Origin of the sequence: Halobaculum sp. XH14 (assembly GCF_032116555.1) — an archaeon.
GTDB lineage: Archaea > Halobacteriota > Halobacteria > Halobacteriales > Haloferacaceae > Halorarum > Halorarum halobium.
Window position 1 is genome coordinate 90162 of sequence record NZ_CP134951.1, and the last position, 16544, is coordinate 106705.

The following is a 16544-nucleotide window of genomic DNA, read 5'->3' on the forward strand; positions in this document are numbered from 1 at the left end:
TGAGGGCCGTCCTCGTCGGTATCCGTTCGATGCGTCGGGGGGTCGGCGCGGTTCGAATGCGGCGTTCGCGTCGCCCGGCTCGCGCGCTACGCCCGCACCTGGTCGTCGAACACGTCGCTCGATCGGAACACCGACCGGCAGTCCTCACAGACCATCTGCCCCTGGATGGCGTACTCCCAGAGCTTCCCCCCACACTGCAGGCAGTCGAAGTGCGCCTGGACGAACGGGTCGGCGTCCGAGTAGATGTTCTCGAAGTCGGCCATGGTGTCGTGTTGGGTGAGGAGGTCAAAAAGGATGCCGTCCGCGCCAGTCCGGTGTCGTCCGGGCCTGTTGTCGCCTCGGCCGCATCGAACGCCCCCGCGGCTGTCGGCTCGGTGCGGCCGCTGCGCGCTTCGCGCTCCCTGCGGTCGTTCCGGTACTCGTCCCTCGCGCGCGTCGTCTCTCCCCTGCGGGGCTCGCCGTCACGCGCGACAGCCGGCTGCTCTCCGGTCTCGTAAACCGGGAAACCGGTCAGTCGTCGGCGTACGGCTCCATCGCCGAGCGGAGGTCGTCGGGCAACTCCATCGAGCCGTCGCCGCCGTGGTGGGCACAGACCCGCTGCTCGTGGCCCGAGAACGCCACCTCGCCGTCGTTCCGCGCGACGTACTCGAACCGCACGCTCCGGGTGCCCAGTTCCGGGGTCAACTCAATGCTCACCTCGTCGCCCGCCTCCACCGGCGCTTCGAACTCGAAGTCCATCTCCACGAGCGGCAGCCCGAACCCGTGCTCCTGTGAGATCTCCCAGAACGGGAAGCCGACCGCCTGCATGAACATGTCCGAGGTCTCGTGGAGCGCGTCCACGATGCGCGGGTAGTGCGCGATGCCGAACGGGTCCGTGTCCGAGAACCGGACCGTCCAGACGCGCTCGAAGCCCCCGTCCGCTCCGTCCGGTCCGTTCGCCCCGTCCACTTCGTCCGGCCCGTCCCGCTCGCCACCGTCACTCATCGCCCGCACCTCCGTCCAGCACGACGAGCGCGTCGAGCGCGACCGCCCCGTCGTCGGTCGACAGCACCGGGTTCACGTCCACCTGCGCGACCGCCTCGCGCTCGACGAGCAGGTCGCCGACCGCACACACCACGTCCGCGAGCGCGTCCACGTCGGCGGCGGGCCGGCCGCGGTAGCCCGAAAGCAGCCTGGCGGCGGTCAGTTCCTCGACGGCCTCGCGCGCCTCGGCGCGGTCGAGCGGCGCGAGCCGGTGGCTCGTGTCCTCGTACACCTCGGTGAAGACCCCGCCGAGCCCCGTCAGCACCACCGGCCCGAACGACGGGTCGCGCAGGCCGCCGACGATGACCTCCGTGCCGGCGTCCACGTCGCGCGCCTCCTCGACGAGCACCGCGGCGTCGATGCCCTCGTCCTCGGCCGCGTCGAAGACGCGCTCGGCGGCCGCCGCGACCGCCTCACTGGAGTCGAGTCCCAGCGCGACGCCCGCGCCGTCGGCCCACTCGCTCTTGTGGGTGACCGCCGGCGATGACACCTTCAGGACGACCGGGAAGCCAAGATCGGCCGCCGCATCGGCCGCGGATTCGGGGTCGGCGGCGACGGCGAACTCGGTCGTCTCGACGCCCGCCTCCGCGAGCAGCGACTTGGCTTCCGCCTCGGTGAGCGTCGTCCGTCCGTCCGCCCGCGCCGCCGCGACGGGGTCGGCGGACGGGTCGCCGGCGGGCGCGCCCGAACCGGCATCAGACATCGGCGCTCACCTCCTCGGACACACCAGTTTTCCCGAGTTCCGCGAAGCGGGCCAGCAGCGCGGTCGCCTCGGCGGCGCGCTCGGGCGAGGTGAACGTCGGCACGCCCGCCTCCCGGAGCGCCGCGAGTTCGTCGTCCATCGCCCCGGGCGGCCCCTCGGTGGCGAACAGCACCGGCTTCCCGACGCGCTCGGCGAGCCCGTCGAGCGTCTCGACCGGGTAGCCGAGCGCCTCCTCGAACAGCTCGTAGACGAGGACGACGTCCACGGCGTCGTCCTCGGCGACCGCCTCGACCACCTCGCCGAACTCGGGCATCGGCCGGCCCGTGTCGACGGGGTTGCCGGCGAAGGTGATGCCCGGGAGGATCTCCTCGACCCGCTCTCGCGTCTCGGGGCCGAGATCGGGGAGGCTCGCGCCGCCCCGCTGGAGCCGGTCGGCGACGATGATGCCCGGGCCGGCCTGGGCGGTCACGACGCCCACGTTCGCGCCGGCGGGCGCCGGCGAGTCGGCGAGCGCGACGCCGGCGTCGAGCAGCGCCGCCGTGGAGTCGACCGTCGGCACGCCGTACTGGGCGAAGCCGGCGGTGTAGAGGTCGTGATCGCCCGTCAGCGCGCCCGTGTGCGACTCGGCGAACTCGCCGACGTCGGACTGGCCGACCTTGTACGCCGCGACGGGCGTTTCGGCCGCGCGGCACGTTTCGAGCAGCGAGCGGCCGTCGTCGGTGCCCTCGACGTGGAGGATCACGGCGTCGGTGGCGTCGTCGCCGTCGAAGTACTCGATCGCCGCCTCGAAGCCGACGTTCGCCCGGTTGCCCAGCCCGACCATCGCCGAGACGCCGCGCCCCTCGCGGAGCGCCTGAAACGCGAGCTGGTGGGCGACGCCGCCGCTCTGGGCGACGATGGCGACGTTGCCGGCCGGGAGCCGCTCGACGCCGCCGGCGAAGGAGGCGAGCAGGTCGTCCCGCGGGACGACGAAGCCGCTCGTGTTCGGCCCGAGCAGCGCGAGGTCGCCCTCGGCAGCGATCGAGACGATCTCGTCCTGGAGCTCCTCGCCCTCGTCGCCGGCCTCCGCGAAGCCGCCGGCGTAGATGACGGCCCCGCCGACGTCGGCCGCGACGCACTCGGCGAGCACGTCGGGGACGACCGGGCCGGGGACACACAGCAGCGCGAGGTCGACCGGCTCGTCGACGTCGGTCACGGACGCCACGAACGGCTCGCCGAACACCGACCCCTCGCCGGAGGGGTTGACGGGGTAGACGCGCCCGTCGAACGCGACCGCGTTCGCCATCGCCTCGTAGCCGATCTTCCCCTCGGTGCTCGAGGCCCCGACGACCGCGACGGTTTCCGGGCTGAACAGGCGTGTCAGGTTCACGGTTTGCTGTTGGCTGATGTCACCAAATCGTTTTCCCTGACGTGTCGTCGGCTCGTCCGTCGGTGCGTTTGGGGGGCTTTCGAGGCGTGCGTCACGACAACCGACCAACCTCCACGATCCGCCGCGAACGAGGAGTAGGTTTATGCGAGGCGATAGTCAACGACTCCCACAATGGCGTTACTGGAGGGCGAACATCTGACGAAGCGCTTCGGCGGGGTCGTCGCCGTCGACGACGTCTCGTTCTCGATCGACCGGGGCGAGGCGGTCGGGCTCATCGGACCGAACGGCGCGGGCAAGTCCACGCTGTTCCGACTCATCACCGGCGTCCACTCGCCGACCGAGGGCACCGTCACGCTCGACGGCGAGGTCATCACCGGCCGGAAACCGTACCAGATCTGTCACCGCGGGCTGGTGAAGACCCACCAGATCGTCAAGCCGCTGGAGGGGCTCACGCTGCTGGAGAACGCGACCGTCGGCGCGGAGTTCGGCGGCCGTGACCCCGAACATCCCGAGGAGCGGGCCTACGAGGCCCTGGAGTTCGTCGGGCTCGACCACATCGCGCACGACGAGCCGGACGAGCTGAGCGTCGGCGCGCTCAAGCGACTGGAGATCGCCCGCGTGCTGGCGACCGACCCCGAGGTGCTGCTGCTCGACGAGGTCGCTGGCGGGCTCGACACCGAGGAGACCGAGGAGATCGTCGACCTCATCCGCGAGATCCGGGACCGCGGGACGACGGTGTTCCTCATCGACCACGTGATGCGCGCGCTCATGTCGGTCAGCGAGCGCGTGTTCGTCCTCGACAAGGGCGAACTCATCGCGGAGGGCACCCCCGAGGAGATCCAGAACGACGAGCACGTCATCGAGGCGTACCTCGGCGAGAGCGCCGCGCGCGACCACGCCGGCACGGCCGCGGGCGACTGACCCACGGGTTCACGGGTCGCCATGGCGACCGGCGACCGACGCGGTCGGTCCGGTCGGGTTCGGCCACCGCTCGCTCCGGCTACTCCGGCTTTCCGATGAAGTTCACGAACCGCTCCAGCGTCCCGCTCGCCCCGTCGGTCACCGACGAGCCGTGGTACACGAGGCCGACGTCGAACTCGTAGCCCAGCAGCCGCTCGAGGCTCTCGTCGGCCCGCGCGAGGTCGGCCGAGAAGAACGCGGTCGGCAACACGAAGCCTCCCTCGGGCAGCCCCCGCGCGTCCGAGCCGAACACGGCGTCGCCCAGCACCGCGACGCCGGCGTCCTCGTCCACGAGCGAATGGTGGTGGTCGGCGTGGCCGGGCGTGTGGACGGCCGTAAACCGCCCGACTGCGTCGCCGTCCCCGTACCGACGGGTCGGCTCGTGGTCGTCCAGTTCCAGCCCCTCCGGGGCCCACGTCTCCAGGTCGTAGCGCTCGGCCAGCCCCGCGACCCCGCCGACGTGGTCGGGATCGCCGTGGGTCAGGACGAGCCGTTCGGGCTCGACCCCGAGTTCGTCGAGCCGGTCGGCGACGACGTCCACGGTGTCGGCGAACGCCGCGTCGACGAGCGTCGGGACCTCGCCGTCGAACAGGAACACGCGGTAGCGCCCGCCGTTCAGTTCGGCCACGGTCAGATCGTAGACGTCCGGCGCGATCTCGTCGGTCATGCGGTCGGGATTCGCCCCGCCACCGACTAAGCGTTTTCCGCGGTCGGCGACGGGCGAGTTCGGTCGGGCCGGGAAAGCCGCCGATCTCCGGTCGGCGGTCGGGCTCCCCTTCCGGAACACCCATAGGACCCCGTGTCGTGGGATGGGACAGATTCGTCACACATGGCGACCCTCCCCGGCTTCCCCGACGACGCGCTCCCCGACCTCGACCCGTCGTGGCTATCGGTCCCGGCCGGGCTGGCGGCCGCGGGGCTGGTCCTTCGCTACGCGCCGCTCTCGCCGGACGCGGCGACGATGCTCGCCATCACGGTGTTCAGCATCTGCCTCTGGATCGGCGCGCCCGTCGAGCCGTGGTTCACCGGGCTGCTGGCGCTCGGGCTCGTCGGCGTGACGTTCTCGACCGAGCTCGCGCTCGTCGGCTTCCGCTCGCCGGCGACCTGGCTCGTCGTGCTCGGCATCCTGCTGGGCGAGGCGACGAGCCGCAGCGGGCTGGCGAGCCTCGTCGAGCGCTACTCGCTCCGCGCGCTGGCGCGCCGCGGGACCGGCGACGCGCGGGCCGCCTACCGCTTCCTGCTGGCCGCGCTCTCGGCGGCCGCGCTGGGACTCGTCGTGCTCGTGCCCTCCTCGCTCGTCCGCGTGCTCATCCTGGGGCCCATCCTCGTCTCCGTGGGCGGCGTGTTCACCGAGCGCCGGCCGAAGATCGGCCTGTTTCTCGGCCCGCTGTTCGTCACCTACTACGGGGGGACCGGCGTTCTCACCGGGTCGCTCGCCAACATCATCATCACCGGGCTGGTGGAGGCGAACGCCGGCCTCTCGATCGGCTGGGTCGAGTGGGCGATGTGGCTCGGGCCGGTGATGGCGGTGGGCCGGTCGGTCGCCATCGCGCTCGTCGCGTACGTCCTCTACCGGCCGCGGGACGCGGACGCCGTCTCGGCCCCGGAGGCGGACGATGACGGCGCCTACCCGGGCGAAGCCGGCGGGACGGAGATCGAGGTGTCGGGCGAGCAGTGGCGGATGCTCGCGTTCCTGCTGGTCGGCGTTGCGATCTGGGCGACCGACTCGCTCCACGGGCTTCACCCGTTCTACGGCGCGCTCGTCGTGACGCTGCTCGCGTTCGCCCCCCGGATCGGCGTCGTCGGCCCGGACGCGCTCGCGGACGCCGACTTCTCGATCGCCTTCTTCCTCGGCGCCATCTTCGCCATCGCGGAGGGGCTCCGGCGCACCGCCTTCACGGATCTGGCTGCCGGGGCCATCCTCTCGCGGCTCCCCGAGGGTGCGCCGCTGGCGCTCGTGCTCGCGTTCGTCGTCGTCGCCGCCATCGCGCTCACGTTCCTGATGGAGGGGCTCGCGGTCGCCAGCGTGCTCACGCCGGTGCTGGTCCCGTTCGCGGCGGGCGCGGGGGTGCCGCTGCTTCCGGTCGCGCTCGTCGAGGCGGTCGCGCTGAACACCTACTTCTTCCCGTACCAGTCGGCGGTGCTCGTCGCCATCCTCGGGCTCGACGTCGTCGACTCGCGGGAACTCATCCGGATGGCGACAGTCTGCTCGCTCGTGACGCTGCTCGTGCTGGTGCCGATCCAGATCGGAATCTTCGTCGTCGCCCTGTGAGCGCCCCGCGGTCATCGGCGTCCGCCGCCGCCGTCGCCCGCCTCCGTCGCCGACGGGCGCTTGCCCGACTCAGCCGAAGTGCTCCTCGATGACCGACTCGCGCAGCACCGTCCCCGTGTCGGTCCGGGGGAGCGGGTCGGTCCGGACGGCGTACTCGCGGGGGCGCTTGAAGTCGGCGAGCGAGTCGCTCGCCGTGCAAAAGTCGTCGAGGTCCGGCGCGTCGACCGAGCCGTCGGTCACGACGACCGCCGTCACGCGACGGCCCCAGCGCTCGTCCTCGATGCCGAACACGAGCGCTTCGCTCACGGCCTCGTGTGCCTCCAGCGCTCGCTCGACCTCCGCCGGGTAGACGTTCTCGCCGCCGCTCGTGAACATGTTGTCCACGCGATCAACGATGTAGAGGAAGCCGTCCTCGTCGATCCGCGCGACGTCGCGCGTCCGGAGCCACTCGCCGAAGTAGCTCTTCGCCTGCGCCCGCTCGTTGTCGATGTACCCCTCGGACATGCCCGGCCCGCGGGCGATGATCTCGCCGCGCTCGCCGGCGTCGACGGTCGCCTCCGGGTCGGGATGCTCGTCCACCGGCGCGGTCTCGACGACGCGAAGCTCCCACGAGAACGCCTCCTTGCCGATCGTCCCCGGATGCTCGTCCTGGGCGCTCGGGTGCGCGAACGTGAGGTCCGGCCCGGCCTCGGTCATCCCGTACGTGTTGTAGAGGTGCTCGGAGAGCAGTTCCGTGGTGCGCTCGACGAGGCGCTCGGTGACGATGGCGCCGCCGGTCCGGACGTACTCCAGCGACCCCGTGTCGTAGCCGGCCTCGGCCTGCACCTCGTTGATGGCGTCGAGCTGGGTCGGCACGGCGAGCAGGCCGGTCGCGCCGTGGGCCTCGACCAGTTCGAGCACCTCCTGCGGGTCGAAGCTGGGGTGCAGGACGACGGTCGCGCCCGCGAGGAAGTGGGGGTAGAGCCACGCATCGGAGGTGACCATGTGGTACCAGGGCGTCGTCACGACGGCGGTGTCGGTGACGTCGATGCCGTGTTCCATGACGCCCTGGACCGCGCCGAGCCACAGCTGCTCGCCGTCGAAGCGGACGGCCTTGGGCCGGCTGGTCGTCCCGCTGGTGTAGAAGACGCTGCACTCCTCGCCCGCCGGGAGGTCCTCGTGGAGGTCGTCGTCAGCGTCCGCGAGCACGTCCTCGTAGGACTCGACGCCGGCGGCGGCCGCGCCGTCGACGTCGCCGGCGGCATCGAGGGAGGTCAGGTCGGCCTCGCCGGCGTGGATGGCCGTCTCGAACGCGCCCCGCGCGAGCATGGCGAGCGCGGTCGCGGCGTTCGCGTCGTCGAAGACGAGCGCCTCGGCGTCGGCGGTCTCGGCCATCGCCACGAGCTCGCCGACCTCGCCGCGGAACGAGAGCTGGACCGTCGCGGCGCCGCGCTTGTGGCCCGCGACCATCGACTCGACCGCGCAGGGCCCGTTCAGCGCGAGCACCGCACAGCGCCCGTCGCCGATGCGCTCCCGGAGGGCGTTCGACAGGCGCGTGCTCCGTCGGTCGAACTCGCGGTAGGTGAACGAACGGCCGTCGGCGGTGACGACCGCCGTGTCCGCGCCGTGACATCGCACCGTGCGGTCGAATGCCTCGAGGAATTTCATGGTGGCTGAACTGTGTGAACACTCCGCATTTATCCGTTTAAGGATTGCGATGGCCCGCGTCGCAGTCACGCGAATTCGGCCGACCGGTCGGGGCGAGACGGACGGCGACGGGGTTTTCGTTCGCTCTCACCGAACGGGGATGACGGTCGCCTACCGGTAGGCGAGGTTGAGTTCGACGTCGTTGGTCGAGGCCCGCAGGCGCTCGGCGAGGTCGGTCTCGCAGCGCTCCCGGCTGACGCGGTGGGCGGGGCCGGCGACCGCGAGCGCGCCGTGGACGGACTCTTCGAACACGAGCGGGACCGCGACGGCGTGGATCCCCTCCAGGTCCTCGCCGAGGTTCAGCCCGTACCCCTGCTCGCGGACGCGCTCGAGTTCGGCGAGCAGCGCGTCCGGGTCGGTGATGGTGTTGTCCGTCCGCGCCGGCAGGCCGTGGGCGTCGATGATCTCCCGGACCTCGGATTCGGGAAGCTGTGCGAGGATCGCCTTCCCCCCCGAGTTGCAGTGCATGTACGCCCACGAACCGATGAGCGTGTTGGCGTTGATGTTGGTGCGACCGGCTCGGCCGTAGAGATACATCAGTCGACCGTTCTCGTGGGCGAGCAGCCAGGCCATCTCCCCCGTCGACTCCACGAGGTCGTCCACGATGGGCTTTGCCGCCTCGTACACGTCGTACTGGTTGCGGACGTACTGGCCGTAGCTGAAAAACTGCAGGCCGAGGTGGTAGGTGTCGCCGCGCTTCTCCACGAAGTCGTGGGCCAGCAGCGACGCGAGGTGGTCGTGGACCGTGCTCTTCGCGAACCCCGTCCGCGCCGCCAGCTCGGTGACGCCCATCCCGTCGGCCTCGCGGAGCTGTTCGATGATGGAGAATAGCGTCTCGTCCGATCTCACCCCCCTTCCGTCCGTGGTCTCTCTGGGCATACTCGAACCCAGTGACGCCTGCTACTAAACTCTTCAGCCCGTGCGGCCGGCGGCGACACGGCCTCCTGGCGTCGTTTCCCCGGGAATCAGCAGCGTCTGATATCCACGTTCCGTCTCTCGATTTTGGTTCGGTCAGACCGAACGAACTGTCGTGTTCGTTCACGTTGGTTCGAATCGTCACGAAAATTCCCCCGATTCGGCGAGATTCGGAACCCCTCGCCGCGGTGATCGGTCACTAGTTCGGTGACACCGAACGAAGATCCCGCGGCGCGGTCGGCGTGTTACACTGGTACGTCTGTAAGGAGCTCCGCGCTCGGAGGGAGCGACGGGGCGGAACGGGGAAGAGTGGACGGGCGAAACGGGGAACGGCTGGACGAGCGGAACGACGGGGACGGGTTCGCGTCGGCGTGAAGGGCTCGGGCGTTCGAGCGGGGACGGGGGGCGCTACGCGGCGAGCTCCTCGACGTAGTTGCGGTCCTCGGAGAGCGCCTCGGCGTCCTCCGGGAGCAGCGCGACGACGAAGTACTCGGCGTGCTCCTCCAGGTAGTCGACGACCCGGGCGATGCGGTCCGAGTCGATTGCCTCCAGGGAGTCGAGCACGATGAACGGCAGCTCCTCGTACACGTCGTGGACGAGATAGCCCGCGAGCGCGAACACGAGTCCCGTCACCTCGCGCTCGCTCTCGGAGAGGTGGTCGACCGTGTCCCGGTAGGACTGGCCGTCGTCGGTCGAGCGGATGATGTGCAGGTCGAACTCGGGGCGGGTCACCTTTCTGCGCCCCTCGCGCACCTCGCGCTCGCGCCGCTCGATCCAGATGCGCTCGATGTTCTCGTACTGCAGGATGTCGAGGACGGCGTCCATGTGGTCGTTGAACGACTCGACGGCGTCCTCCTCGATGCGGTCGACGCGCGTCCGCAGCTCGGTGAGCTCCTCGGCGATCTGCTCGCGCTCCTCCTCGAGCCCCTCGACGTCGGCGACGGCGTCCTCGCGCTCCTGGATGCGGCCCTCGACGCCCTCGAGCTCGGATTCGAGCCGTTCGATGCGGAGCTCGAGCTCGTTGGCGCGGCGGTGCTTCTCGATGACCTCGTCGTAGTCGCCCTCGCCGACGCGCTCGGTCTCGTCCTCGAGCTCCTCGACGACCTCGGCCTGCTCCTCGCGTGCGGATTCGAGCTCGTCGATGCGCTCCTGGGTGGCCTCGATCTCGCTCTCGATCTCGTCGAGCCGTCGCTCGGCGCGCTCGCGCTCCCGGCGGGACCGCTCGATTTCGGACCGTTCGCTGGAGAGCTCGTCGATCCGGCTCCGTATCTCGTTGCGCTCGTCGAGCTTCTCCTTGCGGATCTCCGAGAGCAGGTCGACCGTCTCGGCGATGCGGTCGCGCTCGACTTCCGAGCCGCACGTCCAGCAGACCGTCTGTTCGCTCTCGTCGACGAGCTGGTCGGTGACGGCCCCGTCGTCGCCGGTCGGATCCCCGTTCAGGTCGAGATCGAGCCCGTCGCCGTCGAGCATCTCCTCGTTGAAGCTGATGACGCTCTGGAGCTCACCCAGCGTGTCGTCGAGCGCGCGCTTTCGCCGCCTGGCGTCGGCGATTCGGTCGGCGATCGCCTCGGGGTCCCGCTCGGCCTCCTCGCTCTCCGCCAGGGTCTCCTCGAGCGACTCCCGTTCCGCCTCCAGTTCGTCCAGGCTCGTCCGCTCGGCCTCGACGTCGAACTCCACGTCCTCGAGCTCCGAGCGCGCCTCGCGGAGGTTCTGGAACGCCTGCTCGATGTCCTCCTTGCGCGACCGGCTCTCCTCGAGGTCCGCGTCGAGCTCGTCGATCTCCGCCTGCACGGCCTCGCGCTCCTCGCGCGCCTCCGCGAGCTTCTCCTGGATCCCGGTGCGCTCGGCTTCCAGGTCCGGCAGCTCGCTCTCGAGCCGTTCGAACTCCTCGATGCGGTCGTCGATCTCGTTCTTCTCGCGCTCGCGTTCGGCGATCTCGGCCTCGATGCGGTCCGTGTCGATGGGCCGCATGATGATCTCGCGGAGGTCGTCGCCGCGCTCGACCGCGCGGCGCACCTCGTTGTTCTCGAGCAGGAACGCGAACATGTCCGCGAGCTGCGGGTCCTCGAGGTACGGATCGCCGTCGAAGACGACGGTGTCGCCCCGGCGCGTCAGCGTCCGCGTGCAGGTCTGGTCGCCGAACTCGAGCTCCACGCGCCCCTCGTCGGCGTCGCCCTTGAGGGACGGCTTCTCGCTGCCGAGTCCCGCCATGATCGCCTGCAGGAACGACGTTCGGTTGGTCGCGTTTCGCCCGCTGAGAACGGTCACCCCCGGCGGAAGCGTCACCTCAGCCTGGTCGATGCCGCCGATGTTGTGCGCCCGGATGTGGACGTCCTGTCGCGTGAGTTCCGTCGATTCCATCGTAACATGTTGTTGATTTCACGGGCTTAACTGTTTTTCTTCTCGTAAGAACCGGTCCCGCCGGTCCCGCCGCCCGTGACCGTCAGGCCCGCCGACCGCGCTTCGACAGGAGCGAACGCCCCCGGTTCGTCGGCCGATCAGCAGTCGCAGCCGCCCTGCCTGATGAGCTCGCCGACGGCATAGCCCGTGCCACACTCGCTGCAGACGACCTGGATGTCGACGAACACCTCGTACTCGCGGTCGGTCAGGTCCTCCGAGTTCACCAGCCCCTCGATGGTCGACTCAGCGACGACCGAGGTGCGCCCCTGGAGCCGTTCGAGCGTCTCGATCTTCCGCTGGACGCGGTCGGCAGAGCGGTCCGGCAGCTCGGCGTCGCGGTACTTCGTCAGGTACGTGTGGATCGCCTGGTGGGTGACGAAGTCGTCGCGGACCCGATCCACGTCGACGCCGTCCTGTTCGAGTTCGCGGCGCTTGCGCATCCGGTCGGCCTCGGAGACGTCGTCGCCGGTGAGCACGTCGTAGGTCGTCTCCACGTCGCTCGACAGGGCGGTCCCGCCGGAGTCTGTGATGGCCGACTCGAGCACGCTCCGGTTGAACTCGTCCGCGAGGTCCCGGAGGCTCGTGCGCTCCCCGCCGTCGCCCGTCCAGCTCGCCTCGAGTCGCTCCCCCATCCCGACCAGGTCGTACTCGTCGATGACGCGTGCGACCTTGCTGTTCCGCTGGGGACCGGATGTCGTCATGAACTCCCCTTCGCACCCTCCCATTACAAAGGAACCGATGTCGGCGGTCGCGCGGCGGGGACGCGAGGCGTCCAAACCGGTTCGGACGGTTCGCTCGGTTCGTCCGACTCCTCCATTACAGAGGTATCGGTGTAAGTTCGAGCGGGGGGCGGCGACCGCCGGTTCCCCTCTCGGAAACGGCCGCTCCGCCGCCCGGCGCTAGCTGAACGTCGGGAACTCGTCCTCCGTGTCCTCCATGTTGACGTTCACCTCGATGACGTTGGCGGTGTTGACGACGTGCTCGACGAGTTCCTCGTGGTACTCGGGCTGTTTCATGCGCTTGACGGGGCCGGAGACGCTGATGGAGCCGAGCACGCGCCCGTGGCGGTTGCGGACCGGCGCGCCGACCGCCTGCAGGCCCTTGATCTCCTCCTCGTCGTTGAGCGCGTACCCCTGCTCGCGGACCGTCTCCAGTTCCTCGAACAGCGCCTCGCGGTCGGTGATGGTCGCCTCCGTCTTCGCGGGCAGGCCGTAGCGGTCGACGATCCACTCCACGCGTTCGCGCGGGAGGAACGCCAGGATGGCCTTCCCGGTCGCCGAGAAGTGGAGGTAGTCGGCCCGCTGGAGCTTGTTCACCTGGTAGCTGCTGCCGACCGCCTTCTCCCCGCTCACCTTGTAGAGGTTGACGCTGAGACCGTGCTGTTCGGCCGCGAGGTGGGCGAACTCGCCGGTCTTCTCCGCCAGCGTCTCCAGTTCGCTCTTGCCGATCTGGTAGAGCGTGTTCTGGTTCCGCACGTACTCGCCGACGAGCAGGAACTGGAGCGAGAGCCGGTACGTGTCGCCCTCCTTGACGACGAACTTCTCCTCGCGCAGCGTGCTCAGGTAGTTGTACACGACGCTCTTCGAGAGGTCGAGGTGGTCCGCGAGCTCGGTCACCCCTGCGCCGTCGAGCGCTTCCAGCGCTCGAATCACGTCGAACGCGCGCGACACCGTCTCCAGGGTCCGGGGCGAACCGGGCGTGGGGTCAGTTGTCATGGCGGCGCTTCACGTCCCTCCGACAAAGGTGTTTGTATTTGACGTACGTCCGATTTCCATGGATCGGCCGATACTGCCGTCTCCCGTGAGTCTCCTCGGGACTCGTCGAAAATGATTCTCTCTTATCACCCGAAAAGACACGTTAAAGGGTCCCAATAGTGGATTTTCCAATATCGAACGTAACCGTTTCCATATCGAGAATCCGTGTGAACAAGGGGCACGCGACGCGTCGCTCCCCGAAGCGACGCCCCCGCGTGGAATCCGGGCCGTGGAGCGGGTCGTGGAACGTGAACGACGGAGTGCAGGCCGTCACGGGAAACCGAGGCCGACGGGCCGTCGCCTCGCGGCCTCGGCGTCAGCCCCCACGTCGTCCCCGGCTCGTCACTCCCCGGCCAGGTCCGCGAAGGTGCCGGCGAGCACGCGCGTCACGGCCGCACAGTCCGCCCAGTCCGTCCACTCGCGGGGGTTGTGCGAGACGCCGTCGACCGAGGGTGCGAAAAGCAGCGCGGCGTCGGTGACGGTGGCGACGTGCATCGTGTCGTGGCCCGCGCCGGAGTGGAGGTCGAGGGTCCCGACGCCGGCGGCCTCGCCGGCGTCGTGGAGCGCCCCGCGGAGCCGTTCGTTCATCCCGACCGGGCGGCGGTCCCACTCGTGCTCGAACACGGTCGTCACCGGCCGCTCCGCCTCCAGTCGCGCGAGGCTCGCCCTCGTGGCCTCGATGACCGACCGGATGGCGTCGTAGGAGACGTCGCGCACGTCGACGGTCAGTTCGACCGATCCGGGGATGACGTTCGGCGCGTTGGGCGAGACCCCGAGTTTGCCGACCGTCGCGACGGTCGTCTCCGAGACGTCCGGCTCCGTCCCGGTCGCGCGCTCGACGTCGAGCACGAACTCGCTTGCGGCCGTCAGCGCGTCCGCCCGCTCGGCCATGGACGTGGAGCCGGCGTGGTCCGCCTCGCCCGCGATCTCGACGGCACAGCGCGAGAGGCCGACGATGCTGGAGACGACCCCCGCGGGGACGCCGGCGTCGACGAGCCGTTCGGACTGCTCGACGTGGATCTCGATCCAGGCGTCCCAGCCCGCGGCGTCGACGGCCCCCTCGCCGCGGTAGCCGATGTCCGCGAGCGCGTCGCCCAGCGGGATGCCGTCGTCGTCCTCGATGGCGAGCGCCTCGTCGACGGTCAACTCGCCGGCCGCGACCCCGGAGCCGACGAGGCCGCCGCCGAAGCGCTGGCCCTCCTCCTCGGTGAACGAGACGACCTCGACGGGCCGCGCGGGTTCGACGCCGGCCTCCTGGAGGGTGCGGACCGCCTCCAGCGCGCCGTAGACGCCGAGCGGGCCGTCGAAGATGCCGCCTTCCGGGACCGAGTCGAGGTGACTCCCCGACGCGACGGGCGCAGCTTCGGGGTCCGCGCTCGGGGGACACCACCGCCCGACGACGGTGCCGACCGCGTCGACGCGGACCGTCAGGCCGGCGTCGCGCAGCCGTTCACAGAGGAACTCCCGCGCCCGGCGGTCCGGTTGTGTCCCCGTCAGTACCGTCCGTCCCCGACCGGCCGCCGACGGAACGGCCCCGAACTCGGCGTTCGCCTCGAGGTCGCTCCTGAGTCGCTGCTGGTTGACGTCCATGGCTGACACTGCCCGAGTCGTGGCTCACCCTATTTTACTGTTTGCCAACGTGCGTGACTCGTGGCACTTTGCCGCCGAGCGCGGGTGCCGGCGCACTCGGCCGGAACGGCGGGCCGCACCCGGTTTCCGGGCCGCGCGAGCCGGTGACGAACACAAATTTTATTAGTTATGAGTAATACTGACGCCGTGTATGCAAGACCCTAGCAAGGGGACCGACTCCCCGGACAGCAACGCAACTCCGGCCCGGAGCGGGGCGGGCCGTCGCGCGTTCCTGAGCGCGGTCGGCGTGACGGGCGCGTCGGCGCTGGCCGGCTGTGCCGGCGGCGGCGACGGCTCCGGATCGGGCGGCACCGACGGCGACGCCGGCGGGACGGGCGGCGGTGGCGGCGACGAGACCGACACCCCCGCGTCGGGCGGCCCGCAGACGGGCGGGACGCTCCAGTGGGGCGGGGCGGTGCCGGTTCAGGGGCTCGACCCGCACATCGACACCTCGGCGGCGTCCAAGCGCGTGCTGGAGAACGTGTACGAGGAGCTGGTGAAACTGCAGGACGACTACTCCATCGAGCCGCACCTGGCAAGTTCGCTGGAGCAGTCCGAGGACAACACGCTGCTGTCGATGGAGCTGGAGGAGGGCGTCACGTTCCACGACGGCTCGGAGATGACCTCCGAGGACGTGCTGGCAACCTACGAGCGCGTCCAGAACGGCGACTTCCTGGCGACCGGCTTCTTCGAGTACGTCGAGGAGCTGCGCGCCCCGGACGACTACACGTTCGAGATCCAGCTGACCCAGCCGTTCGCGCCGTTCATCGCGAAGATGGCGACCGCGGAACTGGCCATCATGCCCGCCGAGAACGCCTCGAAGGAGATGGTCGAGGAGCCGATCGGCACGGGCCCGTATCAGTTCGAGAGCCGCGAGATCGAGACGTCGTTCACGATGTCGCGCTACGAGGACTACTGGAACGCCAGCGAGGAGAGCGGCCCGTTCATCGACGAGATCGTCAAGAGCGAGATCCCCGATCCGAGCGTCCGCCTCCAATCGTTCATGGCGGGCGAGTACGACTTCATCAACGGCATCGCGCCCAAGGACGCCTCGCGCGTCCAGAACGACTCCAGCGTCCGCTTCGAGACGCAGTTCCCGAAGTCGCTCGTCTACCTCGGGCTGAACTGCGACCGGGAGCCGTTCGACGACAAGGACGCCCGCCTCGCGCTCGACTTTGCGGTCGACAAGGGGAAGGTCGCCGAGGCGGCGCTGTACGGCACCGGGCAGACGACGGCCTCGCCCGCCGCGCCCGGCAGCCCGTACGTCCACCCGGACATCGGCCCGCGGCCGCGCGACCTCGACCGCGCCCAGGAGCACCTCGACGCCGCCGGCATGTCCGACGGCTTCTCGGCGACGTTCAAGATCCCGCAGTCGTACCCGACCCAGGTGCAGGGCGCGGAGGTCATCGCGGCCGACGCCGCGGAGGTCGGCATCGACCTCGAGATCCAGCAGATCACCTGGAGTTCGTGGCTCTCGGACGTGTACACGAACCGCGACTTCCAGGCGACGACGAGCTCCTACCTCGCGCTCTGGTACCCCGACGTGTCGTTCTACAAGTTCCTCCACCCCGACGGGGCGTTCTTCTTCACCGGCTGGAGTAACGACGAGTACAACTCGCTCGTCGAGGAGGCCCGCGCCATCTACGACGAGGCCGAGCGCGCGGACCTCTACCACCAGGCGACCGAGATCATGCACGAGGAGCGCGCCGGCCACCTGCTGCTCTGGTGGCAGCCGAGCCTCTACGCCGCCCAGCCCGCCTACAAGGGCGACATGGGCGCGCCGGACGGCTCCACGCTCCAGTTCCAGGACAACTGGCTCGACCGCTAACCACC

The 16544-nt window shown here is 70.0% G+C and carries 14 protein-coding genes; 3 read left to right on the top strand and 11 right to left on the bottom strand.

Going from position 1 to position 16544, the window contains the following annotated elements; genetic code table 11:
- Positions 1–86: 86 nt before the first annotated feature.
- From RJT50_RS18100 to RJT50_RS18115, 4 genes are all read right to left on the bottom strand, one after another.
- Positions 87–263, bottom strand: coding sequence for a hypothetical protein (locus tag RJT50_RS18100; RefSeq protein WP_313696313.1), 177 nt, complete (start codon positions 261–263; stop codon positions 87–89).
- Positions 264–510: 247 nt separating this feature from the next.
- Complete coding sequence (locus RJT50_RS18105) at positions 511–984, bottom strand: acyl-CoA thioesterase (RefSeq protein ID WP_313696314.1); 474 nt, start codon at positions 982–984, stop codon at positions 511–513.
- Positions 977–1726 carry an acetate--CoA ligase family protein gene (locus RJT50_RS18110; protein WP_313696315.1) on the bottom strand — a complete coding sequence of 250 codons (750 nt, stop codon included), beginning with the start codon at positions 1724–1726 and terminating at the stop codon, positions 977–979. The genes RJT50_RS18105 and RJT50_RS18110 overlap by 8 nt, the downstream gene beginning before the upstream one ends.
- Positions 1719–3095, bottom strand: coding sequence for a CoA-binding protein (locus tag RJT50_RS18115; RefSeq protein ID WP_313696316.1), 1377 nt, complete (start codon positions 3093–3095; stop codon positions 1719–1721). The genes RJT50_RS18110 and RJT50_RS18115 overlap by 8 nt, the downstream gene beginning before the upstream one ends.
- A gap of 171 nt (positions 3096–3266) precedes the next feature.
- Here RJT50_RS18115 and RJT50_RS18120 point away from each other — a divergent pair, with 171 nt between their 5' ends.
- Positions 3267–4016 (top strand): ABC transporter ATP-binding protein, encoded by a 750-nt coding sequence (locus RJT50_RS18120; protein ID WP_313696317.1) that lies wholly within the window; start codon positions 3267–3269, stop codon positions 4014–4016.
- A 79-nt stretch (positions 4017–4095) separates the two neighbouring features.
- On the opposite strand, the gene RJT50_RS18125 is transcribed toward RJT50_RS18120, so the two are convergent.
- Positions 4096–4722 carry an MBL fold metallo-hydrolase gene (locus RJT50_RS18125; RefSeq protein ID WP_313696318.1) on the bottom strand — a complete coding sequence of 209 codons (627 nt, stop codon included), beginning with the start codon at positions 4720–4722 and terminating at the stop codon, positions 4096–4098.
- A 162-nt stretch (positions 4723–4884) separates the two neighbouring features.
- Between RJT50_RS18125 and RJT50_RS18130 the strand changes: the two genes are divergently transcribed.
- Positions 4885–6327 carry an SLC13 family permease gene (locus RJT50_RS18130; protein WP_313696319.1) on the top strand — a complete coding sequence of 481 codons (1443 nt, stop codon included), beginning with the start codon at positions 4885–4887 and terminating at the stop codon, positions 6325–6327.
- A gap of 69 nt (positions 6328–6396) precedes the next feature.
- Here the strand turns inward: RJT50_RS18130 and RJT50_RS18135 are convergent, their stop codons facing one another.
- The 6 genes from RJT50_RS18135 to RJT50_RS18160 form a co-directional block, all read right to left on the bottom strand.
- The gene (locus RJT50_RS18135) at positions 6397–7974 is read right to left on the bottom strand and encodes a class I adenylate-forming enzyme family protein (RefSeq protein ID WP_313696320.1); all 1578 of its coding nucleotides are present in this window, start codon (positions 7972–7974) and stop codon (positions 6397–6399) included.
- A 150-nt stretch (positions 7975–8124) separates the two neighbouring features.
- Positions 8125–8892, bottom strand: a complete 768-nt coding sequence (locus tag RJT50_RS18140) for an IclR family transcriptional regulator (protein ID WP_313696149.1) — start codon at positions 8890–8892, stop codon at positions 8125–8127.
- Positions 8893–9336: 444 nt separating this feature from the next.
- Positions 9337–11289, bottom strand: coding sequence for an archaea-specific SMC-related protein (locus RJT50_RS18145; protein WP_313696150.1), 1953 nt, complete (start codon positions 11287–11289; stop codon positions 9337–9339).
- Between the two features lie 137 nt (positions 11290–11426).
- Positions 11427–12029 carry a rod-determining factor RdfA gene (gene rdfA / locus RJT50_RS18150; RefSeq protein WP_313696151.1) on the bottom strand — a complete coding sequence of 201 codons (603 nt, stop codon included), beginning with the start codon at positions 12027–12029 and terminating at the stop codon, positions 11427–11429.
- A 198-nt stretch (positions 12030–12227) separates the two neighbouring features.
- Positions 12228–13043 (bottom strand): IclR family transcriptional regulator, encoded by an 816-nt coding sequence (locus RJT50_RS18155; protein WP_313696152.1) that lies wholly within the window; start codon positions 13041–13043, stop codon positions 12228–12230.
- A gap of 381 nt (positions 13044–13424) precedes the next feature.
- Positions 13425–14672, bottom strand: coding sequence for a Zn-dependent hydrolase (locus RJT50_RS18160; RefSeq protein WP_313696326.1), 1248 nt, complete (start codon positions 14670–14672; stop codon positions 13425–13427).
- A 190-nt stretch (positions 14673–14862) separates the two neighbouring features.
- Between RJT50_RS18160 and RJT50_RS18165 the strand changes: the two genes are divergently transcribed.
- Positions 14863–16539: an ABC transporter substrate-binding protein gene (locus RJT50_RS18165; protein ID WP_313696153.1), complete on the top strand. Its 1677-nt coding sequence runs from the start codon at positions 14863–14865 to the stop codon at positions 16537–16539.
- Positions 16540–16544: the final 5 nt, after the last annotated feature.